Source organism: Bradyrhizobium sp. IC4060 (assembly GCF_020193715.1).
Taxonomy (GTDB): Bacteria; Pseudomonadota; Alphaproteobacteria; order Rhizobiales; family Xanthobacteraceae; genus Bradyrhizobium; species Bradyrhizobium yuanmingense.
On sequence record NZ_JADYVJ010000003.1, the window covers coordinates 473,606 to 497,593 of the forward strand.

Below are 23,988 nucleotides of genomic sequence, written 5' to 3' on the forward strand. Positions count from 1 at the left end.
CAATGCATCCCCGGGATCAAGTCTGGCTTATCGAGGCTCGGTGGAGGCCAGGATCATGGTCCAGAACACCTTGTATTTGGTGCCTGGAGCATAGCTCGCCGCGATGCCCAATTTTGTGACACCGCTCTTGAGCATGTTCGCGCGGTGCGGAGGCGAGTCGCGCCAGCCGGAAAACGCTTCCGCCAGCGTATGATAGCCGGCCGAGATGTTCTCGACCGCCACGGTGGCAGGATAACCGCCAGAGGCCAGACGCTTGGCGAGCGGCGCGCGGACGTCGTGGTCCATCTTGTTGGCCGCCGCCATCGCGCCCGATTGGGATTCGGCGAGCCGCGTCAAATCCGGGTCGACCACGACCGTACCGAGCCCGTTGTTCTGGCGGTATTGCGAGATCATGATCGCAGCTGCCTGGACGTCGAGCTTGGAGCCCGGCACCGCCATATCGGCATACATCGACGGCTGCTGGACCGGTGCTTCGTTGCCGGCACAACCGGCGAGCAGCAACATGATGAGAATTGCGGCCGCAGCGCGCATGAATCGGGGCCCCCAAATGAGGGGCTGTTGTTGCATACCAACAATGGCTGAAAGGTGAATTTTGAAGAGAATTTGAGCCGTCATTCCGCGGCGGAATGACGGTGGGCTCAGCCCGCAAAAATCCGGTAGCGACGCGGATTGAGGCCGATGGTGTCGCCGGCGCGCAGTTCCTTGTCGCGGGGGGCGTCGATCTCGATGGTCTCGCCGCCGGACAGGGCTACTTCCGCCCGCTGCACCGGACCGAAATTGCGGACGTGCTGGACCGCGCCCTCGAAGGCGCCGCTGCCGGGCGGGCCGACCAGCATGTCATGTCGCCGCACGAACAGCTTCGACGCGCCAGGCGCAAGCCCATCGGCCGCCAGATCGAGCTGCCGGTCGCCGAGCCGGATCGCACCATCGCCGATCTGGATCGGCAGCACGATGGATTCGCCAATGAAGCCGTGCACGAACGCAGTCGCCGGATTGTCGTAGACGTCGTCGGGCGAGCCGATCTGCTCGATCCGTCCCTTGTCCATCACCACGACGCGGTTGGCGACTTCCAGCGCCTCCTCCTGATCGTGCGTGACGAAGATCGAGGTGACGTGGATCTCGTGATGCAGCGAGCGCAGCCATTTGCGCAGCTCCTTGCGCACCTTGGCGTCGAGCGCGCCGAAGGGTTCATCGAGCAGGAGGATGCGCGGCTCGATCGCAAGCGCACGGGCGAGCGCGATGCGCTGACGCTGGCCGCCGGAGAGCTGGCTTGGATAGCGGTCGGCGAGCCAGTCGAGCTGCACCAGATCGAGCAGCTCCTTGACGCGCGAGCGTATCGCAGCCTCATCCTTTCGGACCGCGCGCGGCTGCACGCGGAGGCCAAAGGCAACGTTCTCGAACACCGTCATGTGGCGGAACAACGCATAGTGCTGGAACACGAAGCCGACGTGGCGCTCGCGGGCTCCTTGCGCCAGCGCGTCCTCACCGTTGAAGGAGACTTCGCCCGAGTCCGGCCAGTCGAGGCCGGCGATGATCCGCAGCAAGGTGGTCTTGCCGGAGCCGGACGGGCCGAGCAGCGCCAGCAGCTCACCGTCATTGACCTTGAGATCGACGCCGTCGAGGGCTGCAAAACTGCCGAATTTCTTGACGAGATTCTTGACTTCAATGGTCACTGGCGTCTTGTCCTTCGTCGAGATGACGTTCGAGAACGGTTTTTGCGATCAGCGTGATCAGCGCCAGCATTGCGAGCAGCGAGGCGATCGCGAAAGCGGCGACGAACTGGTATTCGTTGTAGAGGATCTCGACCAAGAGCGGCATGGTGTTGGTCTCGCCGCGGATGTGGCCGGAGACGACGGAGACCGCACCGAACTCGCCCATCGCGCGCGCGTTGCAGAGCAGGACGCCGTAGAGCACGCCCCATTTGATGTTGGGCAGGGTGACGCGGAAGAAGGTCTGCAGGCCGGAGGCGCCGAGCGAGATCGCGGCCTCCTCCTCCTGCGTGCCCTGCTCCTGCATCAGGGGGATCAGCGCGCGCGCCACGAAGGGGAAGGTCACGAAGGTGGTGGCGAGCGCGATGCCGGGGACCGCGAACAGGATCTGGATGTCGTGCTCGCGCAGCCAGCTGCCGAAATAGCCTTGCGCGCCGAACAATAGCACGAAGACGAGGCCCGAGATCACCGGGCTGACCGAGAACGGCAGGTCGATCAGCGTGATCAGGAAGGTCTTGCCCGGAAACTCGAATTTTGCAATCGCCCAGGCGGCGACGAGGCCGAACACCAGATTGAGCCCGACCGAGATCGCCGCGACGATCAACGTCAGCTTGATCGCCGCCATCGCCTCCGGCTCGGCGAGCGCGGCGAAATAGGCGAGGATGCCGCGCGAAAATGCCTGCGCGAACACGACGACCAGCGGCAGCACGACGAAGACGGTGAGAAACAGCAACGCCAGCGTGATGATGACGATGCGGACAGCGCGCGGCTCGGTGCGCAAATTGTTCCGCGCCGCCGCCGCGTGCGCGCGTGCCTGCGAGTCGGAGGCCGAGAGCGACACGGAATCTGCGATCTGCATCGTCATGGTCCGCCCTCAGCGCGCCGGGATCCGGCTCTGCGCCCAGCGCTGGAGCCGATTGACCGCGAAGATGATGACGAAGGAGACGACCAGCATGACCACCGCAATCGCGGTCGCATCGGCGTAACGGAATTCGGACAGGCGTATCACGATCAAGAGCGGCGCGATCTCGGAGACGTTGGGCAGATTGCCGGCGATGAAGATCACCGAGCCGTATTCACCGACCGCGCGGGCGAAGGCGAGCGCGAGGCCCGTGAGCAGCGCCGGCGCGAGCGAAGGCAGGATCACGCGAACGATGGTCTGCAAGCGGCTGGCCCCCAGGCTGCCCGCGGCTTCCTCGATTTCAGGGTCGAGATCCTGCAGCACCGGCTGCACGGTGCGGACAACGAAGGGAATGCCGATGAAGATCATGGCGACGAAGATGCCGACCGGCGTGAACGCCACCTTGAGGCCGAGCGCGGCGAGCGGCGCCCCCAGCCAGCCCTTCTCGGCGAACAGCGCCGTCAGCGCGACGCCGGCCACCGCCGTCGGCAGCGCAAACGGCACGTCGACGATGGCATCGAAGATGCGGCGGCCGGGGAAGCGGTAGCGCACCAGCGCCCAGACGATGATGCTGCCCATCACCAGATTGACGCAAGCCGCCGCAAAGGCGAGGCCGAACGAGACGCGGAGCGCGTTCAGGGTGCGGCGGCTGGAGAGGATGTTCCAGAACTGCTCGGGGCTGAGCTCAAGCGATCTCAGGAACAGGCCGGCGAGTGGAATCAGGATGATCACGGACAGCCAGGAAAGCGTCAGTCCCATGGTGAGACCGAAGCCCGGCAATGTCCGGCGTCGTGCTGCGAGTGCGCTCACCAGGCCCCCTGCTAAAGCCCCCTACGACAGCGCCCGATCAGTTCTTGTAAATCTGATCGAAAACGCCGCCGTCTGCAAAATGTTCCTTCTGTGCCTTGGTCCAGCCGCCGAAGACGTCGTCGATCGTGAACAGCTCGACCTTGGCGAAGGCATTTTCGTACTTTTTGGCGGTCTCGGCATCACGCGGACGGTAGAAATTGCGCGCGGCGATTTCCTGCCCTTCCTTGGTGTACCAGTATTGGAGGTAGGCGTCAGCCGCATTGCGGGTGCCCTTTTTGTCGGCAATCTTGTCCACGATCGCGACCGGCGGCTCGGCGAGGATCGACTGCGGCGGTGCAACGATCTCGAACTTGTTCGCACCGAATTCCTTGAGGGCCAGGAACGCCTCGTTCTCCCAGGCGAGCAGCACGTCACCGACGCCGCGCTCGACAAAGGTCACAGTGGCGCCCCGGGCGCCGGTATCGAGCACCGGCACCTGCTGGAAGAGCTTCCCAACGAAGTCCTTGGCCTTGTCGGCCGAACCGTATTTCTTTTGCGCAAAGCCCCAGGCGGCAAGATAATTCCAGCGCGCGCCGCCCGACGTTTTCGGGTTCGGCGTGATGACGGCAACGCCCGGCTTGATCAGATCATCCCAGTCCTTGATGCCCTTGGGATTGCCCTTGCGCACCAAGAACACGATGGTCGACGTGTAGGGCGACGAATTCTGTGGCAGCCGTTTCTGCCAATCCGTCGCGGTGAGGCGCTTGCTCGCGATGGCGTCGATGTCATAGGCGAGCGCCAGCGTCACCACATCAGCCTGCAAGCCGTCGATCACCGCGCGCGCCTGCGAGCCGCTGCCGCCGTGCGACTGCTTGATCTCGACGCTCTTGCCGGTTTCCTTCTGGTAGGCGCTCGCGAACGCCTTGTTGAACTCGACATAGAGCTCGCGCGTCGGATCGTACGACACGTTCAGCAAATTGATGTCGGCGGCCAGAGCCGAGCCTGCCCAGAACCCCGTCGCGAGCAATCCTGCGGCGAGCGGAACGATACGGCGCATCATGTCCATCTCCATTCACCTCGACGACATCGGCGTCATCGACGGCAGGCATAACTCGTGGCGAAACGCTCTTGTGTCAACGGAACCCGATTTTCTTGTTCGCTAGCTCGCAGCGTGACTGTGCTACGAAGTCTTCATCGTATGGATGCCGCATTCTGTCTTGGCCCGGCCGCGCCACCGGCCGGCGCGTGCATCCTCGCCCTCAGTCGTTCTGCTGGTGCAAGGCATACACCCAACCGACAGGAATCCTGACACAACCAGAGGGTGCCGCGGCAATTTAGCGCGGGTGAAGATCGCCTCGATCTCCTCGCGCGAGACGTTGGCGAAGGGATTGAACTTCAGCCGCGCGCCATCGTCCTCGACGACCGGAATGTCGGCGCGCGCATTGCCCTGAAAGCGCTTGCGGCCGTTGAGCCAGGCGCCGAACGGCTTCAGCGCACGCGCCAGCGGCTCGACCTTGCGGATGCGGCAGCAGGCGTCGGGATCGGAGAACCAGAGGTCGCGGTCGGGATCTTCGCGCGACAGCGTCTCCTCGGCCGGCTTGATCGAGCGAACGTCCTTCAGGCCCAGCGTCGCAATGAGCGTATCGCGATAGGCCAGCGTCTCCTCGAACAACCAGCCGGTGTCGAGAAAGATCACGGGGATTGCGGGATCGACATCCGACATGACCTTCAACAGCGTCGCCGATTCAGTACCGAACGAGGACACCAGCGCAAGCTTCTCGCGCCCGACCGTCTTCAGCGCCGCGGCAATGACCTCCGCAGGCGAGGCATCGCGCAAGGCGCGATCGAGCTCGTCCGCCGAAGGTAGCGCAGACACGGGCGAAACCTGAGGCGCGATCGCGTTCACGTGCCGACCCCTTCGGAGTGGCGCAATTGCATGCGCCGGTGCAGCGCTGTGATGCGGCCATCGCCGGTCGGCTGGTAGAACACCGAATAGCGCTTCGCGGTCTGCATGAAGGCCTCCGCATCGGCCTGCTTCTTGACCTCGAAGGCATCGAAGCCGGCGCGCAGCATGAACACGAACTGGTCGCGCAGCACCTGACCGGTCGCGCGCAATTCGCCGCGGTAATTGTAGCGTTCGCGCAGCAGCCGCGCCTGGCTGTAGGCCCGTCCGTCACGGAAGGTCGGGAACACCAGCGCGACGGCGGCGATCTGGCCGAGATACGGCACGAGCTCGGCGATGTCGCGATTGTTGGGCCAGATCACCCCGACCTTTCCGGCGCGCTTGAGCAAGCCCTCGGCCTCGCCGAGGAAGCGCTCGGCGGGCACCAGGATGTCGCCGCCCTCGGGCAGCGGCGTGTCGACGGCGAGCTTGACGAAGCGGTCGTCCGTGATCTTTCCGCCATTAACGAGTGGCATAGACGCGCTCCTTGAAGGGTTCGACGCCGAGGCGCTTCACCGTGTCCATGAACAGCTCTTCGGGCCGCTCGCGCAGCGCCAGATAGGCTTCCACGATGTCCTCGACCACGTCGGCGACCTCGTCGAACTTGACGCCGGGACCGATCAGGGTGCCGAGCGCGGCGTTCTCGTCGGCACGGCCGCCGATGGTGATCTGGTAGACCTCCTCGCCGTTCTTCTCGACGCCGAGAATGCCGATATGGCCGACATGGTGATGGCCGCAGGCATTGATGCAGCCGGAGATGTTGATGTGCAGACGGCCGATCAGGTTAGCGAGCTCGTGATTGGCGAAGCGCCGCGTCAGCTCCTGCGCGATCGGAATCGAGCGGGCATTCGCCAGCGAGCAATAGTCGAGCCCGGGGCAAGCGATGATGTCGGTGATCAGGTTGACGTTGGGCGTCGCCAGCCCGAGCTTGTCGAGCGCCTTCCACAGTGCCGGCAGGTCGCGCTTGGCGACGTGCGGCAGCGCTAGATTCTGCTCGTGGCCGACGCGGATCTCGCCGAAGGAATATTTGTCGGCAAGATCTGCCAGCGCGTCCATCTGCTCGGCGGTGGCATCGCCCGGAGGCCCGCCGGTCGGCTTCAGCGAGATCGTGACGATGGAGTAACCCTGCACCTTGTGCGGGGCCACCGAGTTCTTGCGCCATGCCTCGAAATCGGGGTCGGCCGCGGCCTGGCGCAGCTCGTCCGGCATATGCGGCAGCTTCTCGTAGGCCGGATAGGTGAAGCGCGAGCGAATGTCCTCGATCACCTCCTCGTCGATCTGGAGCGAGGAGTTGCGAATGTGCTCCCACTCGTCCTCGACCTCGCGCGAGAATTTCTCGATGCCGAGCTCGTGGACCAGGATCTTGATGCGCGCCTTGTAGATGTTGTCGCGGCGGCCGTACTGATTGTAGACGCGTAAGATCGCCTCGATGTAGCTGAGGATGTCGCGGCCGTGCACGAAGTGCTTGATGGTCTTGGCGATGAACGGCGTCCGGCCGAGACCGCCGCCGACCAGAACCTCGAAGCCGGTCTCGCCCTTCTCGTTCTTGATCAGCCGCAGGCCGATGTCGTGGATCTTGATCGCGGCGCGGTCGTGGTCCGAGGCGGTGATCGCGATCTTGAACTTGCGCGGCAGGAACGAGAATTCCGGATGCAACGTGGTGTGCTGGCGGATCAGCTCCGACCAGATGCGCGGATCCTCGATCTCGCCCGGCGCGACGCCGGCCCACTGGTCCGAGGTGACGTTGCGCATGTTGTTGCCGGAGGTCTGCATCGCGTGGATGCCGACCTTGGCGAGGTCTTCGAGTGCATCCGGCAGCTCGGCGAGCTTGATCCAGTTGAACTGGATATTCTGCCGCGTGGTGAAGTGGCCGTAGCCGCGATCGTATTTGCGCGCGACATGGGCGAGCGCCCGCATCTGGTTCGTCGCCAGTGTGCCATAGGGAATCGCGACGCGGAACATATAAGCGTGCAGCTGCAGATAGACGCCGTTCTGCAAACGCAGGATCTTGAACTCGTCCTCCGTGAGCTCGCCGGACAGGCGCCGCTTCACCTGGTCGCGGAACTCCGAGACGCGCTCGTTGACGAGCGTGCGGTCGATTTCGTCGTAAGCATACATAAGTGGGTGCCTTAAACCTGGGCCGGCTGTCCGATGGTGACGCCGGTGCGGCGAATCTGTTCGCGCAGATTGCCGGGCAGGACCTTGCCATCGTCGCCGATCTGCACCGGCGCGATATAGGGGCCGATGGCGCCGACGTCATCGGCCACGGCTTCCGCAAGCAACGCCTTGGCCTCGTCGGAGTTGCGCACGATCGCGGCTTCCGACAGCTCGGCGGACCAGCTCTTGGCGGCGGTGCGGTAGACCACGATGCCGTCCCAGGTGCGGTTGGCGGTCACGACCGAGGGGCCGGCGATACGGATCTTCTTTTGTTCGAGCGGAGAGGTCATTCGGCTGCATCCAATAGGTCAGAGATGATTTGTTTGGGTGTCTGGCGGCGAAGCGAGCCGGCATGCCGGACCACGTCGCCGATGATGAGGATGGCGGGACCGCCATGGATCCGCCGCACCAGTTCCGGCAGATCGCGCAGCGTGCCAATTGCGCCTTGCGCATCGGGCCGCGTGACGCGGGCGAACACGCCGACCGGCGTCTCCGGCGAGCGGCCGGCCGCGAACAAGCCTGCGCGCACGGCGGGCGCTGCGGTCATGCCCATGTAGACCACAACGGTCATCTTGGTGTCGGTCAGTGTCGACCAATCCACGTTCTCTGCATCGCGGGCCTTGTGTGCGGTGAGGAAGGTGATGCGGGTCGCTTCGTGACGATAAGTGAGCGGCACCTCGAAATCGGCAGCGGCGCCGAGCCCTGCGGTGATGCCGGGAATGATCGAATAGGCGACGCCGGCGGCGCGCAACGCTTCCACCTCTTCGCCGCCGCGGCCGAACACGAAGGGATCGCCGCCCTTCAGCCGCACGACGCGCTGGCCCGATTGCGCGGCCTCGATCATGCGCTTGTTGATGGCGTCCTGGCCGATGCCGGGCTTGCCGACGCGGCGGCCGACCGCAACGCGCGTGGTGTCGCGGCGAATGCGGTCGAGAATCTCGGGCGAGACCAGCTCGTCATAAAAGACGATGTCCGCGTCCTGCAGCGCGCGCAGCGCCTTGATGGTGAGCAGATCGGGATCGCCGGGGCCAGCGCCGACCAGCGCGACGGAGCCTTCCGGCTTGTCGGCGCGCGCGAACGCGGTGGGATCGGAGATCGCCTTGAGCGATGCATCGGCTTCGCTGTTGCGGCCGGCGAGCACGGCGGCGCCGATAGGACCGTCGATGACGCGCTCCCAGAAGCGGCGGCGCAGCGGAAACTCGGCGATGCGCTCGTTGATCGACTTGCGGAAGGTGCCGATGAACTCGGCGAGCTCGCCAATGCGCGCCGGCAGCAGCGCCTCGATCTTCTCGCGCACGCGCCGCGCCACCACCGGAGAGGTGCCGCCGGTGCCGACCGCGACCACGACATCGCCGCGATCGACGATGGCGGGGAAGATGAAGCTGGAATGCTCGAGGTCGTCCATGACGTTGACGGGCAGGCCAGCCGCCTTGGCGCGAGCCGACATGGCCACACCGACATCGCCTGCGCCCGCGCAGACGACGGCGATGACGCCGGAAATATCCACCGTGAGCGGATCGCCTGCCGCGATCTCGATGCGCGCCAAGTCTTCGGAGCCGAGGCCAAGGTCGTGATTGCCATCGATCGCATGCACGCGCAGGCGCGCGCCGGCAGCGACGAGCACGCGCAGCTTGGCGCGCAAAAGCTCGCCCGTCCCGATGAGGACCACCGGGCCGGCCTTGAGATCGAGAAACACCGGCAAGAACCGCATGTGATACTCGCTTCCCCACAAACGGGGTTGACTGGAATTATTTTCTATATATGTCTCGTTTCGAGCGCGCAAAGAGAAAATTTTTTCTTCTCTTCCGCACCGCAACTATAGAATTTTCGCCTCCAAACGCAAAGTGGCAGAGATGCATCTTCTCAAGGACGATTCCGCTGCTGATCGACTGAGCAATCCGGCGCTGGCTGAGCGCGTGCGCGCGCAAGAATTTGCTGCCGAACTTGCCTCGAGCATGGACCATCTCGACCAGCTCGAAGCGCAGAGCATCTACATCTTCCGTGAGGCCTTTGCCCGGCTGAAGAAGATTGCCCTGTTGTGGTCACTCGGCAAGGACTCCAACGTCATGATCTGGCTGGCGCGGAAAGCCTTCTTCGGCAAGATGCCGTTCCCGGCCCTGCACGTCGATACCGGCAAGAAGTTTCCGGAGATGTATCGCTTCCGCGATCATTACGGCAAGGAATGGGATCTCGATCTGCGCGTCGAGCCCTGCCCGCCGATCGATGCCGTCGACCCAACGCTGCCGCCGGCCGCCCGTTCCGCCGCGCGCAAGACCGAGGGCCTCAAGATGGCGCTCGCAAAGTATGGCTTTGACGGCCTGATCGCCGGCATCCGCCGCGACGAGGAAGCAACGCGCGCCAAGGAGCGGGTGTTCTCGCCGCGCGGCTTGGAGGGCAATTGGGACGTGCGCGACCAGCCGCCGGAATTCTGGGATCATTTCAACGCCTCGCCGCCGCAAGGCGCGCATCTGCGCATCCATCCGATCCTGCATTGGACCGAGGCCGACATCTGGGCCTACACCAAGCGCGAGAACATCCCGATCATTCCGCTGTACCTTGCCAAGAACGGCAAGCGTTATCGCTCGCTGGGTGACCAGGACATCACCAATCCGGTTGCCTCGAATGCCTCGAACATCGACGAGATCCTGATCGAGCTCGAACAGACCAAGGTGCCGGAGCGCTCGGGGCGCGCGCTCGACCACGAGACCGAGGACGCCTTCGAGCGCCTTCGCGTCGCCGGCTATCTCTGATCAAGGACGCGGCCATGAACATGATCGTCACGTCAGCCTCGCCCGGCACGCCGAACGGCACCACGCGTCCCCAGGTCCGCATCGTCATCGTCGGCCATGTTGACCACGGCAAGTCGACCCTGGTCGGCCGCCTCCTGCATGAAACCGGCAGCCTGCCCGAGGGCAAGCTCGAAATGCTCAAGGCCGTCAGCGCGCGGCGCGGCATGCCGTTCGAATGGTCGTTCCTGCTCGACGCGCTGCAGACCGAGCGCGACCAGGGCATCACCATCGACACCACCCAGATCCGCTTCCGCACCAATTCGCGCGACATCGTGCTGATCGATGCGCCCGGCCACGCCGAATTCCTCCGCAACATGATCACCGGCGCCTCGCAGGCCGACGGTGCGGTGCTGATCATCGACGCGCTGGAGGGCGTGCGCGACCAGACCAGGCGGCACGGCTATCTCCTGCATCTGCTCGGGGTGAAGCAGGTCGCCGTCGTCGTCAACAAGATGGACCGCGTCGATTTCTCCGCCGCACGCTTCAAGGACATCAGCGACGAGATCTCCGCGCATCTGAACGGCCTCGGCGTGACGCCCACGGCCGTGATCCCGATTTCCGCGCGTGACGGCGACGGCGTTGCGATGCGCACCGACCGCATCTCTTGGTACAAGGGACCGACCGTGGTCGAGGCGCTTGATCACCTCGAGCCGGCGCGTCCGCTGGAAGCGCTGGCGCTGCGGCTGCCGGTGCAGGCGATCTACAAGTTCGACGACCGCCGCATCGTCGCCGGCCGCATCGAATCCGGCAGCCTGATTGCCGGCGACGAGATCGTGATCATGCCGGCCGGTAAGATCGCCAAGATCAAGACGGTCGAGAGCTGGCCGGCGACGCCGGTAGCGGGCCGTCAGGGCGCCGGCCGCTCGGTCGGCATCACGCTCGACCGCGAATTGTTCATCGAGCGCGGCGACATCATCGCGCATGCGGGCAGCGCCCCGCGCGAGACGCGGCGGCTGCGCGCGCGCATCTTCTGGCTGCACGACAAGCCGCTTGCCAAGGGCGACCAGCTTTTGGTGCGCTGCGGCCCCAAGGAAAGCCGCGCCACCGTGGTCGCCATCGAGAAGGCGGTCGATCCCGGCGAGCTCTCGAGCAGCGAGAACAAGGCGATCGGCCGCAACCATGTCGGCGAGATCGACATCTCCCTGTCCAATCCGATCGCGACCGATCCCTACACCGAAAATCCGCGCACCGGCCGCCTCGTGATCGAGGTGTCCGGGCGCATCGCCGGCGGTGGCCTGGTGCTGTCGGTCGATGCCGGCCAGCGTGCCGTGCCTGTCGACATCGTGCCGGTGGAATCGGCGCTGCGCAGCGACGAGCGTTCAGCCCGCTACCGCCACAATGGCGCCGTGGTCTGGCTTACCGGCCTGCCGGCTTCCGGCAAGTCGACGCTGGCGCGGGCGCTGGAGCGGCGTCTCTTCACCAATGGCGGCTCGCCGATCCTGCTCGATGGCGACACGCTGCGCGCCGGGCTCAACAGCGATCTCGGCTTCTCCGCCACTGATCGCAGCGAGAACATCCGCCGCCTCGCCGAGGTCGCGACGCATCTCGCCCGCAACGGCCACATCGCCATCGTCGCGGCGGTCTCGCCCGCGCGCGAAGATCGCGCCGCCGCGCGTCGCATCGCCGACACCGCGTTTCGCGAAATCCATGTCGCGACGCCCGCCGAGGTGTGCGAGGAGCGCGATCCCAAGGGCCATTACAAGAAAGCCCGCGCCGGCGCGCTCGCCTCGTTCACTGGCATTGGCAACGACTACGAGAAGCCTGAGGCCGCCGAGCTGGTGATCGATACGTCGAAGCGGACGGTTGCGGAAGCGGCCGACGAGATCGAGCAGATGCTGAAGGCATCAGGCGTGCTGTTCGACGAGCTCGTTGACCTCGCTGCGAATATTTGAGGCCGCCCTAGTCGTCGCCCGGCTCGGCCGGGCGACCCAGTATTCCAGAGACAGCGTTGGAATACGAAGAAGCCGCAGCGTACTGGATTCCCCGCTTGCCGCCTTCGCTAAAGCTTCGGCGCCCCTAGACCTCAACCTCGGCGAAGCCTTAGCGTAGCCGGGTCGCGGGGAATGACACCGGTGCGTGGGACCGTCTCCCACCTCTCCTTGACATTTTGACAAGCTCCCGGGGGTCTTCTCACGGCCTCTTTTTTGGGGCTAATAGGCCCCCGAAAGCTGCCCCGCGCGGGCGCATTTTGCTGCTGTCGGGTCAAAAGCAGCCAAAAACAGCCATTTCCAACAAGAAAGCCCATCATGAAACGAGTCGACGCCCACGGATTGAAGATCGCACCCGTCCTGTTTGACTTCATCGCCAAGGAAGCGGCCCCGAAAACCGGGATCGCGCCGGATGCGTTCTGGGCCGGGCTTGCCGGCATCATCAAGGAGCTGGGACCGAAGAACCGCGAGCTGCTCGCATTCCGCGACAATCTGCAGGCCAAGATCGACGACTGGCACCGCGCGGGCAAGGGCAAGGCGTTCGACCTCGATGCCTATACCGCCTTCCTCAAGGAGATCGGCTATCTCGTCCCGGAGCCGGCGACGCAGAAGGTCGAGACCGCCAATGTCGACGAGGAGATCGGCAAGATCTGCGGCCCGCAGCTCGTCGTGCCGCTCACCAATGCGCGCTACGCGCTGAACGCGGCGAACGCACGCTGGGGCTCGCTCTATGACGCCTTCTACGGTACCGATGCGATTCCGCATGATCCGTCCGAGAGCGGCAAGGGCTACAACAAGGCACGCGGCGACAAGGTGATCGCCAAGGCCAAGGCGTTCCTCGATAACGCCGTGCCGCTCGCGACCGGCAGCCACACCGACGTGACCGGCTATAGTGTCGTCGCGAGCCAGCTCGCGGTGAAGCTGAAGAGCGGCAACGCCACCGCCCTGAAGAATGCCGCGCAGTTCGCGGGCTTCCAGGGCGATCCAGCCGCGCCGAGCGCCGTGCTGCTCGTCAACAACGGCCTGCATATCGAGGTCAAGATCGACCGCAGCAGCGCGATCGGCAAGGACGATCCGGCCGGCGTCGCCGACATGATCATGGAGGCTGCGGTCTCCACCATTCTGGACATGGAGGACTCGGTCGCCGCGGTCGATGCCGAGGACAAGGTGCTGGTCTACCGCAACACGCTCGGCCTGATGAACGGCACGTTGTCGGCCGATTTCGAGAAGGGCGGCAAGACGCTGACCCGCTCACTCAACGCCGACCGCAGCTACAAGACTCCCGGCGGCAAGGGCGAGCTCAAGCTGCACGGCCGCAGCCTCCTCCTGATGCGCAATTGCGGTCACCACATGTTCACCGACGCCGTGCTCGACGAGAAAGGCGAAGAGATTCCAGAAGGTCTGCTCGATGCCGCGGTCTCTGGCCTGCTCGCGATCCACGACCTCAAGGGCAATTCCAAGGTCAAGAACAGCCGCACCGGTTCTGCCTACATCGTGAAGCCGAAGATGCACGGCCCGGACGAGGTCTCGCTGACCTGCGAGATTTTCGACCGCGTCGAGAAGATGCTCGGCCTGCCCGAGAACACGCTCAAGGTCGGCATCATGGACGAGGAGCGACGCACCACCGTCAACCTCAAGGCCTGCATCCAGCGCGCCTCCAAGCGCATCATGTTCATCAACACCGGCTTCCTCGACCGCACCGGCGACGAGATCCACACCTCGATGGAAGCGGGTCCGATGATCCGCAAGAACGAGATGAAGGCGCAGGCCTGGATCAAGGCCTATGAGGACTGGAACGTCGACATGGGCCTGATCGATGGCCTGCCCGGCCACGCCCAGATCGGCAAGGGCATGTGGGCCGCGCCCGACAAGATGGCGGACATGCTGGCCCAGAAGCTCGGCCATCCGCAGGCCGGCGCCACCACCGCCTGGGTGCCCTCGCCGACCGCGGCGACGCTGCACGCGCTGCACTACCACCAGGTCAACGTCATCGCGCGCCAGGAGGAACTCGCCAAGGGCGGACCGCGCGCAAAGCTGTCCGACATCCTCACCATTCCGGTGTCGAAGTCGAACTGGGCGCCCGATGACGTCAGGCAGGAGATCGACAATAATTGCCAGGGCATCCTGGGCTATGTCGTGCGCTGGATCGACCAGGGCGTCGGCTGCTCGAAGGTGCCCGACATCCACGACGTCGGCCTGATGGAAGACCGCGCCACCTTGCGCATTTCCAGCCAGCACCTTGCCAACTGGCTGCATCAGGGCGTCATCACCGAGGCGCAGGTGATGGAATCGCTTAAGCGCATGGCCGTCGTCGTCGACAAGCAGAACGCGGATGATCCCATCTACAAGCCGATGGCGCCCGCCTTCGACGGCGTCGCCTTCAAGGCCGCCTGCGACCTCATCTTCAAGGGGCGGGAGCAGCCGAACGGCTACACCGAATACATCCTCACCGCGCGCCGCCGCGAGGCCAAGGCTCTTGCATAAAAAGGCTCTTGCATAAAGAGGCTCTTCGATAAAAGAGGCTCTTGGATAAAGAGGCGCTCGGCTGAGCAGAGTCACGGAACATCGAAAGCCCCGGCCGAACCCGGGGCTTTTTTGTTGGGGAAACGTCGCGCTGTGTCACGGAACAGGCTGCGTGCGCCTCGCGTTGTCGGGCCATCAACCAACGGGAGATGGTCATGGACTGGAATCGGATCGAAGGAAACTGGAAGCAGTTCAAGGGATCGGCCAAGGAGAAATGGGGCAAGCTCACTGACGACGACCTCCAACTGATCGAGGGCCGCCGCGAGCAGCTTGAGGGCCGGTTGCAGGAGCGTTACGGCAAGGCCAAGGACCAGGTCCGTCAGGATGTCGACGACTGGCTGAAGTCGCTGCACTGAAGCAGCACGAACGAAGCCCCGGCGAAAGCCGGGGCTTTTGATTTGAGGTGTAGCCCCGGCGGGCGTGAAGTGCGATCCGGGACCTTCGCTGCGGCCCGGATACCGCTTCGCTTGTCCGGGCTGCGATTGCTAGAACACCGCCAGGTATTTCAGCAGCGAAACAATGCCGATGATGATGACGATGACGCGCGCGATCTGCTTGGCGCGGCCGTCCATTGTCAGCATGTTGATGAGATAGAGCACAAGAATGACGACGAGAAAGGTGACGAGTACGCCAACCAGCATCGCGAGGCCCCCTTCAGGCAATTGCTACGCTGTTCTAACGCGCTGCACCCAAGCCGGTTCCATCTCGGAAACCCTCCGCGCGATCTCATGAGGCCGTCTCCGCGGCAGGCCAATCCGGCATTTGCCGTCCGACAAGGTTCGGAGGCCGACAGATGCGGCGTTTCCTACTCTTTCGCTACCACGGGGACCTGGCGGAATCTCGCGCGCACTGAATCCGGCAGCGGCGAGAAATTCATCGCAACGCCGCGGCGGTCGTTGGCATTGCGGCTGGCGACCACTAAACCATTGGCGCCGGCGACGATATCGCCCTTGCGCAGGGTCGGATCGTCCTCGACCTTGACGGATGCGAGCCCCACCGGGTTCTTGCCGTTGCAGGTGCAACCCGCGACGATCTCATTGCGATAGCGGTATGCGTTGGGCAGATCCGAATAGGATTTTCCCTTCTCCGTCGTGGCATCGTCGATGTTGCCGCCGTAGACCAGCGAGGTTTCCGAGGCAGGGCAGAAACTCTTGCAAGATTGCGCCTTGCTCTCGGCATCATTGCCTTGTGCCGGGAAGTAGCGACCGTCGCAGCTGCGCACGCAATAGGCGGTGCCGCCGCCGTAGGACGCGCGCTGGCGTGGCGCCTCATAGCGCGGCATATCGTCGGTGGGGAAAGGCATCCGGATTTCCGGCGGTGGCCTCATCCGAAAGCCGCCGAACAGGCCCGAGAAGAAATCCTGCGCATGCGCCGACGGCGCCATCGCCAGCCCGCTGGAGACGACGACGACAATCGCCGCTCCGCCCGCCAGTTTGTCAATCAGCCGTCTCGCCATAGGACCTCGCAGACTAATTCACGGCCGACGTGGTCATGTTCAGCGCCTGCCGACCCGAAGGCAGTGTCGTCACGGCCGGACGCTTGCGCACGGGATCACCTCCCTTCGCCATTAACGGCGCGTTCTTCGGCAGCACCACGACCTTGGCGCCGACATTGACGCGGCTATACAGGTCGACGACGTCCTCGTTGGTCATGCGGATGCAGCCGGACGAGACGAACTTGCCGATGGTGGAGGGATCATTGGTGCCGTGGATGCGGTATTGGCTCGAGCCGAGATACATCGCGCGCGCACCGAGCGGGTTGCCGGGCCCGCCGGCGACGAAGCGCGGCAGATAGGGCTGGCGCGCGATCATCTCAGCCGGCGGATGCCAGTCCGGCCACTCGGCCTTGCGGCTGACGCTTTGCACGCCCGACCAGGTAAAGCCCTCGCGGCCGACGCCGACGCCGTAGCGGATCGCGCGGCCGCCTCCGAGCACGTAATAGAGATAGGTGCTGTTGGTATCGATGACGATGGTACCGGCCGGCTCGCTCCGGTCGAAGCCGACGATCTGCCTGCGCAGCCGGTCGGGCAATTGGGCATCCTCATCGGCGACCTGCGGCGCCTCGTTGATGTCATCCTGCGAATAGCCTTGGTCCTGCAAGTGTTGGCCCTGCAAGTATTGGCCCTGCGAGTAAAGGTCCTGCGGATACACCCGCTGCATCGGCGCATAGCCGAAGGTTTGGGCGCTTGCGGTGCCCACCGGCACTGCGAGAAGAGCGGTTGCGAAGGCGAACGCGCCGACGGCGCGCGGCGAGAAGCTGCGACGGACTGCAAACAACTTTGTCATGAGCTGCCCCGTTGGATGTGCATCAGGTGATGCGCTGCCTCAACAAACTCCGCCGCCTCGATCGAAGTTCCGGCGCAGCGTGCGGCAGCGACGTCACAGTCAAGCGAGCATCCGTTCACGAAGCCGCGATGGAACCAGCACGCCGCCCAAGCATTAGTCACGTCATCAATGGGCGCGCGGATCACGGATTCCGTGCGGGAGAGATATTGTGCGCGTCCTACCCAGTGAACGTTTGATTTCCGGCAACAGCGAAGGCGATCCGCTTCCCGAGAGCCATGTCGAGCTGCCGCCGGTGATCCGCCGCACTGAATTCGTCGCGTTCGCGCTCGCCGGGCTGTTGCTGATCGCCATCGTCGCCGTGCTCTATGTCGGCCGGGCGTTCTTCCTGCCGGTCGTGATGGCGTTCGTCATCGGGACCATGCTGTCGCCGGCGGCCACCTTCCTGGAGCGAAGCAAGGTCCCACGCAGCGTCGGCGCCGTGCTGATCGTGGTCGCAGTGAGCGCGGTGGTCGCTTTCGCCGTCGCGTTGATCGCTTCGCCGGTCATGGCGTGGAGCACGCGCCTGCCAGAGCTCGGCGCGCAATTGAAGGACAAGCTGCACGTGTTCGACCGGCCGCTTGCGCTCTGGCGGGAGCTGCAAGCCATGCTCGGCGGCTCGGAGGGATTGCCGAGCCTGCACATGCCCAAGATCGAGTGGGTGCAGCCGACGCTGGAATTCCTGTCACCGACCTTTACCGAATTCCTGCTGTTCTTCGTCACCCTGATCCTGTTCATCGCAAGCTGGCGCGACCTGCGGCGGGCCATGATCATGACCTTCAGCAATCACGACGCGCGGCTGCGCACGCTCCGGATCCTCAACGAGATCGAGGTCCATCTCGGCAATTATCTGCTGACCGTCACCCTCATCAATGTCGGCGTCGGCGTCGCCACCGGCCTGATCTGTGCGCTGACCGGAATGCCCAATCCGGCCGGGCTCGGCGCACTGGCGGCCACGCTCAACTTCATCCCGATCATCGGGCCCGTGGCGATGTTCGTGGTGCTGGTCGTGGTCGGGCTGATCGCCTTCCCGACCCTCGGCGGCGGCCTGATGGCCGCGCTCGCCTTCGGTGGCCTCACCTTTCTCGAGGGTCACTTCATCACGCCGACGATCATCGGGCGGCGGCTCGCCCTGAACGCGCTCGCCGTGCTGCTCGCGCTCGCATTCTGGACCTGGCTGTGGGGGCCGATGGGCGCGTTCCTGTCCTCGCCGCTCCTGATCGTGGCGCTGATCCTGAAGGACCACCTGCTGCCGGAGAATTCGCCGCAGCTGCCGCAAGCCTGACCGGTTTCAGCGAACGGAACTTACCCGGCGACGAAACGTTCTCCGCCCATCTCAGCCGTCAACAGTTCGGAGCTCCCGATGTCCACGCCCAATGCCGAAGCCGGGATGAGAGACTGGACCGACAAAGCCACCCGAGACCGCCTCGAAAAGGATGTAGCAGCCGTGAAAAGCGATATCGCCGCCCTCACCGACCAGATCACCGACGCGCTCAATACTTTCGCCAACTCCACCAGCAAGCAGGCTCGCCGCGGCTATCGCCAGGCGCGCGAGAACATGGACTCCGCGATGGACGACATGTCCGAGCGCGGCAGCGCGATGATGGAAGCTGCACATGACGCCTACGGCTCGATCGAGGAGACGCTGGAAGAGGCGATCACGCAGCGGCCGCTGGCGACCGTCGGGCTGGCGCTCGGCATCGGCTTCCTGATCGGCGTCGCCTGGCGTCGCTAAGGATGTCGACGCCCATTTGATACGGCGGCGGCACGCCGCCGCTGTCGGCTCGTGACCATTCGGCTGGCGGGGATTGAGGAGCAAGGCCATGTTTCAGCGCATCATCGACGGCATCAGCGCATCAACCGGCACGACGGTTCGGCTGACCTCCCTTGCCGCGGGCGCTGCCTTCGCGCTGCTCGTGACCACAGGCTTCCTCTGTGCCGCCGTCTTCATTTGGGTGCTGCAGAAATATGGCCCGGTGCAGGCTTGTCTTGCCGGCGCCGGCATCTTCTTCCTGCTGACCCTGGCCGCGGCAGGCTCCTATTGGAGCTACAAGCGCGAGGTGCAGAAACGCGCCCAGATCGCGGCCGAGCGCGCCGCGAAATCGGCCGCGCAGAGCATGCTTGCAGATCCGATGCTCCTCGCCACCGGGCTCCAGATCGTTCGTGCCATCGGCGTCAAGCGGCTGCTGCCGATCCTGGCGATCGGGGGCGTCGCCCTGGGCATCCTGGCGAGCCGCGCCGGCGTGTCCGACGAGGTGTCGGCCGAACCTGCCGAGTAGAGGTCGGAGCTGGGTAGAAAATTTCGTCGTAAGTCCTTCCGGCGCATCTATCCTACTTCGATAGTAGGCGAGGGCCGCAGTCTGCGCCGTTCGGCGCGATTGCCTTGCCGCTCACGCAAACGCTACTCGGACGAGCAGGCGGTTGCCGTTAAAAGCATCATCCTGATTCCCAAAGCTATTTTGCTCAATGAAACCGTCCGTCAAGGCGAACCTCGCCGCATTCCAGCATGACGCCAGGCTCTATCTGACGCTCGGCATCGCCAATTGGTCCATATTCGTCGACCATATTCCCAACAACGTCGTCAACCTGCTGACGCTGCGCAATTTCGGCTTCAGCGGCGCGGCGGACCTGTTCGTGTTCGTGGTGGGCTACGGGGTCGCCATCATCCATGGCAGGATGGCGCTGGAACGCGGCTACTTGGTCGCGGCGACGCGCATCTTTCGCCGGGTCTGGCGGCTCTATGCCGCCTATGTCGTGCTGTTCGTGATCTATATCGATGCCATCGCCTATGTCGCCAGGCAATCGATGGCGCCGGAGATCATCCACCAATACAACATCTCCGGAATTCTCGAGCATCCACTGCGCATCCTGGTCCGCGGTCTCGTGCTCCAGGAAGAGCCGCTGAACCTCGACCTGCTGCAGCTGATGGTCCCGCTGATGGCGTTCTTTCCGTTCGCGTTGTGGGGCCTGCTGCGGGGCCCGAACCTGACGCTGGCGGCATCGGTCGCGCTGTATCTCGCCGCACGCTGGTTCGACTGGAATTTTCGGATCTATCCGGACGGGGAATGGACCTTCAATCCGCTGTGCTGGCAGATGTTGATGGTGCTGGGCGGCTGGTTCGCCGTGACGGGCGCTCCGGGACGTGCGCTGCACGGCATGTCCTGGCTGCGGATCCTCGCCGGCGCCTACCTGGTCTTCGCGATGGCCGTCACCTTGATGCGCCATTCGCCGGCGCTGTCGGCTTACCTGCCCGATCTGCTCCTCAACAGCATCGCTCCGACCGACAAGGAAAACCTCGCTCCCTATCGGGTGGTCCACTTCCTCGCCCTCGCATTCATTGCCACCCATCTCATTCCGGCAGATCACCCCGGCCTGAGATGGAAACCGCTGCAAGCGGTGATCGCATGTGGTGAGGAATGGCTCGCGGTATTCTGCGTCGCCGTGTTCCTATCCTTCGCTGGCCACCTCATCCTGATCACCGGGCCGAACCTGGCGGTGATGCAGGTGGCGGTGAGCATCACCGGCTTCGCGGCGATGACCGGGCTCGCCTACTACATCGCCTGGTCGAAACGGCAGGATCTGCCGGCAGCCCTGCGGCAGCAGGCCCAGAGCTGATCGCTTCGCGACGAAATCGTGCGATTCTGCTAGGCCGAATGCCGCCCCTGGGCTATGCCGGGACCCTGCGTGAGGAGACCGGGCGTGGCGATGGCGAAAGACGGGCGTGAAGAGGCGGAGCGCGCGCCCCGGCGCGGCCGGCCAAGGTCGATCGAGACCACCAACGCCATCCTCGAAAGCGCCTATGCACTGATGGCGACCACCGGCCTTGCCGCCACCACCATCGATGCGATCGCACGGCACTCCAGCGTGTCCAAGATGACGATCTACAAATGGTGGCCGTCGCGGGAAGCGCTGCTGATCGACGCCTTCCTCCACCATGCGTCGCAGATGCTGCCGCTGCCGCCCGCGAGCGCCGGCACGCCCGCGGCGCGCGCGCGGCGCCACGCCGCTGCCTATGCCGAGGCGCTGCAGGGCGAGTTCGGCAAGGTCCAGCTCGCCGTCGTCTCCGAATGCATCTCCAAGACCGGGTCGGCCGAGCTGTTCTACGCCCGGTACCTGCAATTCCGCCGCGACGCGCTGGTGGACATGATCGCCGCCGGCCAGAAGGACGGCAGCATTCAGGCCGAGGGTCCCCCCGAAAATCTATACGACGCGATCTATGGCAGCCTGTTCTACCGCTATATCTTCGGCATCGCGCCGATCACACCCGGCTACGCGCGCAGCCTCATCGATCTGGTGTTACGGCCGAAGGGCTAGCTTCGCACCGGCCTGACCGGCGCCGAGATTTTGTCCGTGCGGTCGCGCTCGGTCATGTCGACCACCGTCTCCATCGGCGCGGTCAATTCATAGACGTAGGAGACGTCGGTGAAGAAGCGCTTGGCGGTCCCCCCCAGCGCCTCGGGCGCGACGCGGTCGAGCAGGATCAGGCCGAAATCGGAATCGGGCCGGCGCGTCGCCTCGCTGGTGTTGAACTCCTCCCAGCGGAAATGGAAGACCTCATCGCCCTCCTCGCCGGTCACCGTCCAGTTGGCGGTGATGTGCGGATGCTTGCCGACCAGCGACAGGCCCTCGTCGGAATGCGAGGCGAGCTCGAAGAACAGCAGCGACAGGCTTTGTGCGGCACGCGCGCTGACCGCGATGTCGGGGCCGGTGACGGCGATGCGATCGGCATGCGGAATCGCGCGCGCCTCGAACAGGCCCTTCAACTTGACGCCCTGCCACTGGCTCTCGCTGAGCAGCGAGACCACATTGGACATGGCGTGGATGCGCCCGATCAGGAGCTCGCGCGCGATGTCGATGTCCGAGCCGTGGCGCAAGGTGCGCGTCACGATCGACTGGATCACCGCCAGGATGTTCTTGACGCGGTGGTTGAGCTCGTCGATCACCGCGGTCAACCGCCGCTCGAAGCCGATCCTGACCTGGATCTCCCGGCTGAGCCGCAGATTGTTGTAGGCGACGTAACCGAACAGGCCGCACACCATTGCGGTGATGGCAAAGCCGATCGCCGCCACGATGATGGCGGTCTGCTCGGCGCGGCGTACCGAATTGGTCTTCGCGTAATAGCCGAGCTGCCAATCGCGGCCGCCGAAGCTCACCGTGCGCATCGCCGACGGCGCCCCGTCCGCCGCCGCGATCCGGGTCGAGACCACGCCCTGATCGTTGGCGATCAGCTCGCCGCCGTCCTTGCGCGGATCCCTGAGCGCCACCGCGAACAGCGACATGTCGTCATTGGCCAGCATCAGCGAGGCGAGCTCGTAGGAAAATGTGACGAAGCCGGCCGGCTCCGTCGCACCCTCGGGAACGACTGGCGCGGCCACGATGATGCCGATCGGACCGTTTCCGCGGATCAACGGCACCGGGTCGGAGGCAACCGACTTCTTTTGGGCGCGCGCCCGCGTCAGCATCGCGCTGCGAACCGGATCCTGATCGTAGCTGCGGCCGGGCAAGGCCGTGGTCTCGTTGCTGCGCGGCTCGAGATCCAACAGCACGTCGATCGGCTGGGTGACGTCGGCAGGATTGATCGGCTTGTCGTCAAACGAGCGGATCTGCGGATTCGGGAAGCCGGCGCTGGCGATGGCGGCTTGCGCGTCCGCAAGCTCGTTCGGCTTCAGCCGGGCGATCCAGCCGGCCACCACAAAGTCGGTCTTGAAGGCGTAGATCGCCGAGCGCAGCGGCTCCAGCATGTTCGGCTTGATCACCGACGGCGCGCGGAACAGGCCCGAGGCGACACGCGCGAGCAGCTCCCGCTCGGTCAGGCGGTCCTGAACCAGGCTCGCATGCACGTCGATCGCCCGCGCTAGCGCGATCCGGTCCAGCGCCAGCTCCTGGTCGTGGACGCGATAAGCCGCAAGCCCGGAGAGCAAGGCCCCGAGCAGAGCGATGAAGCCGATGATGAAACCCAGCCTGACCACGCGATTACTCAGGCGAAAGCAGGAGGTCGGCAATGAACACGGAGCACATGAACGCCGCTCGAACGGCCAGAGGCCGAAGCAGGGTAAACCCCAGTGGCGGAGATAATGAAGGAGGAGGCATCAGTACGCAACTTAGGTCGCCTGAAAAGCTTAATCCGCCCGGCCGATGGTCTGGCCGGGATGAATTCGCCCCGGGCGCCGGAGGTAGTTAATCGCCGTGTCCGAAATTTGTTCCGTGGGTTGCGGCACGGCCCGGGCGTTAACGGCGAGAAACGCCTGCGCCAACTGGTCGCGTCCGGTCAGCCGCCCCGTTTCAGGCCGCCTTTAGCCTCGATGAAGCCGACGATTCGGTCGAGCCCCTCGCCCTTCTTGAGGTTGGTCATGACGAAGGGCCGCTCGCCGCGCATACGCCTGGCGTCCGTCTCCATCTTCTCCAGGGAGGCGCCGACATGGGGCGCAAGGTCGGTCTTGTTGATGACCAGGAGGTCGGACCGGGTGATGCCCGGGCCGCCCTTGGACGGGATCTTGTCGCCGGCGGCGACGTCGATGACATAGATGGTCAGGTCGGCCAGCTCCGGGGAAAAAGTGGCAGCGAGATTGTCGCCGCCGGATTCGATCAGCACAAGGTCAAGTCCGGGAAACTTGGCGCGCATGTCCGCGACCGCAGCGAGATTCATCGAGGCATCCTCGCGGATCGCCGTGTGCGGACAGCCGCCGGTCTCGACGCCGGCGATGCGATCCGGCGTCAGCGATCCCGAACGCACCAGGAACTCCGCATCCCATTTGGTGTAGATGTCGTTGGTGATTGCCGCAATGTCATAGCGCTCGCGCATGGTCTTGCAGAGCAGGTCCATCAGCGCGGTCTTGCCCGATCCGACCGGACCGCCGACGCCGACACGCAAAGGACCGTGAGATTTCGCCATGTGACTTGTTCTCTCCTGATGACTTGACGGCCGCACC

Annotated in this window: 24 protein-coding genes; 9 read left to right on the forward strand and 15 right to left on the reverse strand. The window is 64.6% G+C overall.

Annotation, left to right across the window (positions count from 1 at the left end; translation table 11 throughout):
- Window positions 1-27 precede the first annotated feature (27 nt).
- The 10 genes from I6F16_RS14055 to cysG all read right to left on the reverse strand — a co-directional run bounded on the left by I6F16_RS14055 (window position 28) and on the right by cysG (window position 9,209).
- A complete protein-coding gene (locus I6F16_RS14055; RefSeq protein ID WP_035998228.1) occupies window positions 28-531 on the reverse strand; it encodes a CAP domain-containing protein in 504 nt (167 codons plus the stop codon).
- Window positions 532-638: 107 nt separating this feature from the next.
- Window positions 639-1,673, reverse strand: coding sequence for a sulfate ABC transporter ATP-binding protein (locus tag I6F16_RS14060; protein ID WP_035998225.1), 1,035 nt, complete (start codon window positions 1,671-1,673; stop codon window positions 639-641).
- Window positions 1,663-2,574, reverse strand: coding sequence for a sulfate ABC transporter permease subunit CysW (gene cysW, locus I6F16_RS14065; RefSeq protein WP_036021670.1), 912 nt, complete (start codon window positions 2,572-2,574; stop codon window positions 1,663-1,665). The genes I6F16_RS14060 and cysW overlap by 11 nt, the downstream gene beginning before the upstream one ends.
- A 9-nt stretch (window positions 2,575-2,583) precedes the next feature.
- A complete protein-coding gene (cysT, locus tag I6F16_RS14070; protein ID WP_074447692.1) occupies window positions 2,584-3,420 on the reverse strand; it encodes a sulfate ABC transporter permease subunit CysT in 837 nt (278 codons plus the stop codon).
- 37 nt (window positions 3,421-3,457) lie between these two features.
- Window positions 3,458-4,459 carry a sulfate ABC transporter substrate-binding protein gene (locus tag I6F16_RS14075; RefSeq protein WP_225111686.1) on the reverse strand — a complete coding sequence of 334 codons (1,002 nt, stop codon included), beginning with the start codon at window positions 4,457-4,459 and terminating at the stop codon, window positions 3,458-3,460.
- A 120-nt stretch (window positions 4,460-4,579) separates the two neighbouring features.
- Entirely contained in the window at window positions 4,580-5,305 is a 726-nt protein-coding gene (locus tag I6F16_RS14080; protein WP_109142443.1) for a phosphoadenylyl-sulfate reductase, read from the reverse strand.
- A complete protein-coding gene (locus I6F16_RS14085) occupies window positions 5,302-5,817 on the reverse strand; it encodes a DUF934 domain-containing protein (protein WP_035998199.1) in 516 nt (171 codons plus the stop codon). The genes I6F16_RS14080 and I6F16_RS14085 overlap by 4 nt, the downstream gene beginning before the upstream one ends.
- Window positions 5,804-7,459 carry a nitrite/sulfite reductase gene (locus tag I6F16_RS14090; RefSeq protein WP_225111685.1) on the reverse strand — a complete coding sequence of 552 codons (1,656 nt, stop codon included), beginning with the start codon at window positions 7,457-7,459 and terminating at the stop codon, window positions 5,804-5,806. The genes I6F16_RS14085 and I6F16_RS14090 overlap by 14 nt, the downstream gene beginning before the upstream one ends.
- A gap of 11 nt (window positions 7,460-7,470) precedes the next feature.
- Window positions 7,471-7,788: a DUF2849 domain-containing protein gene (locus tag I6F16_RS14095; RefSeq protein WP_036036910.1), complete on the reverse strand. Its 318-nt coding sequence runs from the start codon at window positions 7,786-7,788 to the stop codon at window positions 7,471-7,473.
- Window positions 7,785-9,209, reverse strand: a complete 1,425-nt coding sequence (gene cysG / locus I6F16_RS14100) for a siroheme synthase CysG (protein ID WP_225111684.1) — start codon at window positions 9,207-9,209, stop codon at window positions 7,785-7,787. Before cysG ends, I6F16_RS14095 begins: the two co-directional genes overlap by 4 nt.
- Window positions 9,210-9,453: 244 nt before the next feature.
- On the opposite strand from cysG, the gene cysD reads away from it, so the two are divergent.
- The 4 genes from cysD to I6F16_RS14120 all read left to right on the forward strand — a co-directional run bounded on the left by cysD (window position 9,454) and on the right by I6F16_RS14120 (window position 15,094).
- Window positions 9,454-10,248, forward strand: coding sequence for a sulfate adenylyltransferase subunit CysD (gene cysD / locus I6F16_RS14105; RefSeq protein ID WP_035998209.1), 795 nt, complete (start codon window positions 9,454-9,456; stop codon window positions 10,246-10,248).
- Between the two features lie 14 nt (window positions 10,249-10,262).
- Entirely contained in the window at window positions 10,263-12,179 is a 1,917-nt protein-coding gene (gene cysC, locus I6F16_RS14110) for an adenylyl-sulfate kinase (protein ID WP_225139305.1), read from the forward strand.
- A gap of 354 nt (window positions 12,180-12,533) precedes the next feature.
- Window positions 12,534-14,699, forward strand: a complete 2,166-nt coding sequence (locus tag I6F16_RS14115; RefSeq protein ID WP_225173823.1) for a malate synthase G — start codon at window positions 12,534-12,536, stop codon at window positions 14,697-14,699.
- A 194-nt stretch (window positions 14,700-14,893) separates the two neighbouring features.
- Window positions 14,894-15,094 carry a CsbD family protein gene (locus tag I6F16_RS14120; protein ID WP_008546815.1) on the forward strand — a complete coding sequence of 67 codons (201 nt, stop codon included), beginning with the start codon at window positions 14,894-14,896 and terminating at the stop codon, window positions 15,092-15,094.
- A gap of 129 nt (window positions 15,095-15,223) precedes the next feature.
- On the opposite strand, the gene I6F16_RS14125 is transcribed toward I6F16_RS14120, so the two are convergent.
- From I6F16_RS14125 to I6F16_RS14135, 3 genes are all read right to left on the reverse strand, one after another.
- Window positions 15,224-15,379, reverse strand: a complete 156-nt coding sequence (locus tag I6F16_RS14125; RefSeq protein ID WP_225173824.1) for a Thivi_2564 family membrane protein — start codon at window positions 15,377-15,379, stop codon at window positions 15,224-15,226.
- Window positions 15,380-15,543: 164 nt separating this feature from the next.
- Window positions 15,544-16,194, reverse strand: a complete 651-nt coding sequence (locus I6F16_RS14130) for a DUF2865 domain-containing protein (RefSeq protein WP_225173825.1) — start codon at window positions 16,192-16,194, stop codon at window positions 15,544-15,546.
- 13 nt (window positions 16,195-16,207) lie between these two features.
- Window positions 16,208-17,023, reverse strand: a complete 816-nt coding sequence (locus I6F16_RS14135) for a L,D-transpeptidase (protein WP_035998178.1) — start codon at window positions 17,021-17,023, stop codon at window positions 16,208-16,210.
- 208 nt (window positions 17,024-17,231) lie between these two features.
- Here I6F16_RS14135 and I6F16_RS14140 point away from each other — a divergent pair, with 208 nt between their 5' ends.
- The 5 genes from I6F16_RS14140 (at window position 17,232) to I6F16_RS14160 (ending at window position 21,373) form a co-directional block, all read left to right on the forward strand.
- Window positions 17,232-18,344 carry an AI-2E family transporter gene (locus I6F16_RS14140; protein ID WP_035998174.1) on the forward strand — a complete coding sequence of 371 codons (1,113 nt, stop codon included), beginning with the start codon at window positions 17,232-17,234 and terminating at the stop codon, window positions 18,342-18,344.
- A 78-nt stretch (window positions 18,345-18,422) separates the two neighbouring features.
- Window positions 18,423-18,794, forward strand: coding sequence for a DUF883 family protein (locus I6F16_RS14145; RefSeq protein ID WP_035998171.1), 372 nt, complete (start codon window positions 18,423-18,425; stop codon window positions 18,792-18,794).
- Between the two features lie 88 nt (window positions 18,795-18,882).
- Entirely contained in the window at window positions 18,883-19,338 is a 456-nt protein-coding gene (locus tag I6F16_RS14150) for a hypothetical protein (protein WP_057028148.1), read from the forward strand.
- Window positions 19,339-19,525: 187 nt separating this feature from the next.
- Complete coding sequence (locus tag I6F16_RS14155) at window positions 19,526-20,674, forward strand: OpgC domain-containing protein (protein ID WP_035998141.1); 1,149 nt, start codon at window positions 19,526-19,528, stop codon at window positions 20,672-20,674.
- A gap of 90 nt (window positions 20,675-20,764) precedes the next feature.
- The gene (locus I6F16_RS14160; RefSeq protein ID WP_225173860.1) at window positions 20,765-21,373 is read left to right on the forward strand and encodes a TetR/AcrR family transcriptional regulator; all 609 of its coding nucleotides are present in this window, start codon (window positions 20,765-20,767) and stop codon (window positions 21,371-21,373) included.
- Here I6F16_RS14160 and I6F16_RS14165 read toward each other — a convergent pair.
- Window positions 21,370-23,028, reverse strand: coding sequence for an HWE histidine kinase domain-containing protein (locus tag I6F16_RS14165; RefSeq protein WP_225111681.1), 1,659 nt, complete (start codon window positions 23,026-23,028; stop codon window positions 21,370-21,372). The genes I6F16_RS14160 and I6F16_RS14165 overlap by 4 nt on opposite strands.
- 299 nt (window positions 23,029-23,327) lie before the next feature.
- Window positions 23,328-23,951 (reverse strand): urease accessory protein UreG, encoded by a 624-nt coding sequence (gene ureG, locus I6F16_RS14170; protein WP_225111680.1) that lies wholly within the window; start codon window positions 23,949-23,951, stop codon window positions 23,328-23,330.
- Window positions 23,952-23,988: the final 37 nt, after the last annotated feature.

Bases quoted from the DNA above. Each gene is read 5' to 3' on its own strand.
- I6F16_RS14055 (WP_035998228.1), bottom strand. From the start codon at position 531: ATGCGCGCTGCGGCCGCAATTCTCATCATGTTGCTGCTCGCCGGTTGT.
- cysW (WP_036021670.1), bottom strand. From the start codon at position 2,574: ATGACGATGCAGATCGCAGATTCCGTGTCGCTCTCGGCCTCCGACTCG.
- I6F16_RS14075 (WP_225111686.1), bottom strand. From the start codon at position 4,459: ATGATGCGCCGTATCGTTCCGCTCGCCGCAGGATTGCTCGCGACGGGG.
- I6F16_RS14085 (WP_035998199.1), bottom strand. From the start codon at position 5,817: ATGCCACTCGTTAATGGCGGAAAGATCACGGACGACCGCTTCGTCAAG.
- I6F16_RS14090 (WP_225111685.1), bottom strand. From the start codon at position 7,459: ATGTATGCTTACGACGAAATCGACCGCACGCTCGTCAACGAGCGCGTC.
- I6F16_RS14095 (WP_036036910.1), bottom strand. From the start codon at position 7,788: ATGACCTCTCCGCTCGAACAAAAGAAGATCCGTATCGCCGGCCCCTCG.
- cysG (WP_225111684.1), bottom strand. From the start codon at position 9,209: ATGCGGTTCTTGCCGGTGTTTCTCGATCTCAAGGCCGGCCCGGTGGTC.
- cysD (WP_035998209.1), top strand. From the start codon at position 9,454: ATGGACCATCTCGACCAGCTCGAAGCGCAGAGCATCTACATCTTCCGT.
- cysC (WP_225139305.1), top strand. From the start codon at position 10,263: ATGAACATGATCGTCACGTCAGCCTCGCCCGGCACGCCGAACGGCACC.
- I6F16_RS14115 (WP_225173823.1), top strand. From the start codon at position 12,534: ATGAAACGAGTCGACGCCCACGGATTGAAGATCGCACCCGTCCTGTTT.
- I6F16_RS14120 (WP_008546815.1), top strand. From the start codon at position 14,894: ATGGACTGGAATCGGATCGAAGGAAACTGGAAGCAGTTCAAGGGATCG.
- I6F16_RS14125 (WP_225173824.1), bottom strand. From the start codon at position 15,379: ATGCTGGTTGGCGTACTCGTCACCTTTCTCGTCGTCATTCTTGTGCTC.
- I6F16_RS14130 (WP_225173825.1), bottom strand. From the start codon at position 16,194: ATGGCGAGACGGCTGATTGACAAACTGGCGGGCGGAGCGGCGATTGTC.
- I6F16_RS14135 (WP_035998178.1), bottom strand. From the start codon at position 17,023: ATGACAAAGTTGTTTGCAGTCCGTCGCAGCTTCTCGCCGCGCGCCGTC.
- I6F16_RS14145 (WP_035998171.1), top strand. From the start codon at position 18,423: ATGTCCACGCCCAATGCCGAAGCCGGGATGAGAGACTGGACCGACAAA.
- I6F16_RS14150 (WP_057028148.1), top strand. From the start codon at position 18,883: ATGTTTCAGCGCATCATCGACGGCATCAGCGCATCAACCGGCACGACG.
- I6F16_RS14155 (WP_035998141.1), top strand. From the start codon at position 19,526: ATGAAACCGTCCGTCAAGGCGAACCTCGCCGCATTCCAGCATGACGCC.
- I6F16_RS14160 (WP_225173860.1), top strand. From the start codon at position 20,765: ATGGCGAAAGACGGGCGTGAAGAGGCGGAGCGCGCGCCCCGGCGCGGC.
- ureG (WP_225111680.1), bottom strand. From the start codon at position 23,951: ATGGCGAAATCTCACGGTCCTTTGCGTGTCGGCGTCGGCGGTCCGGTC.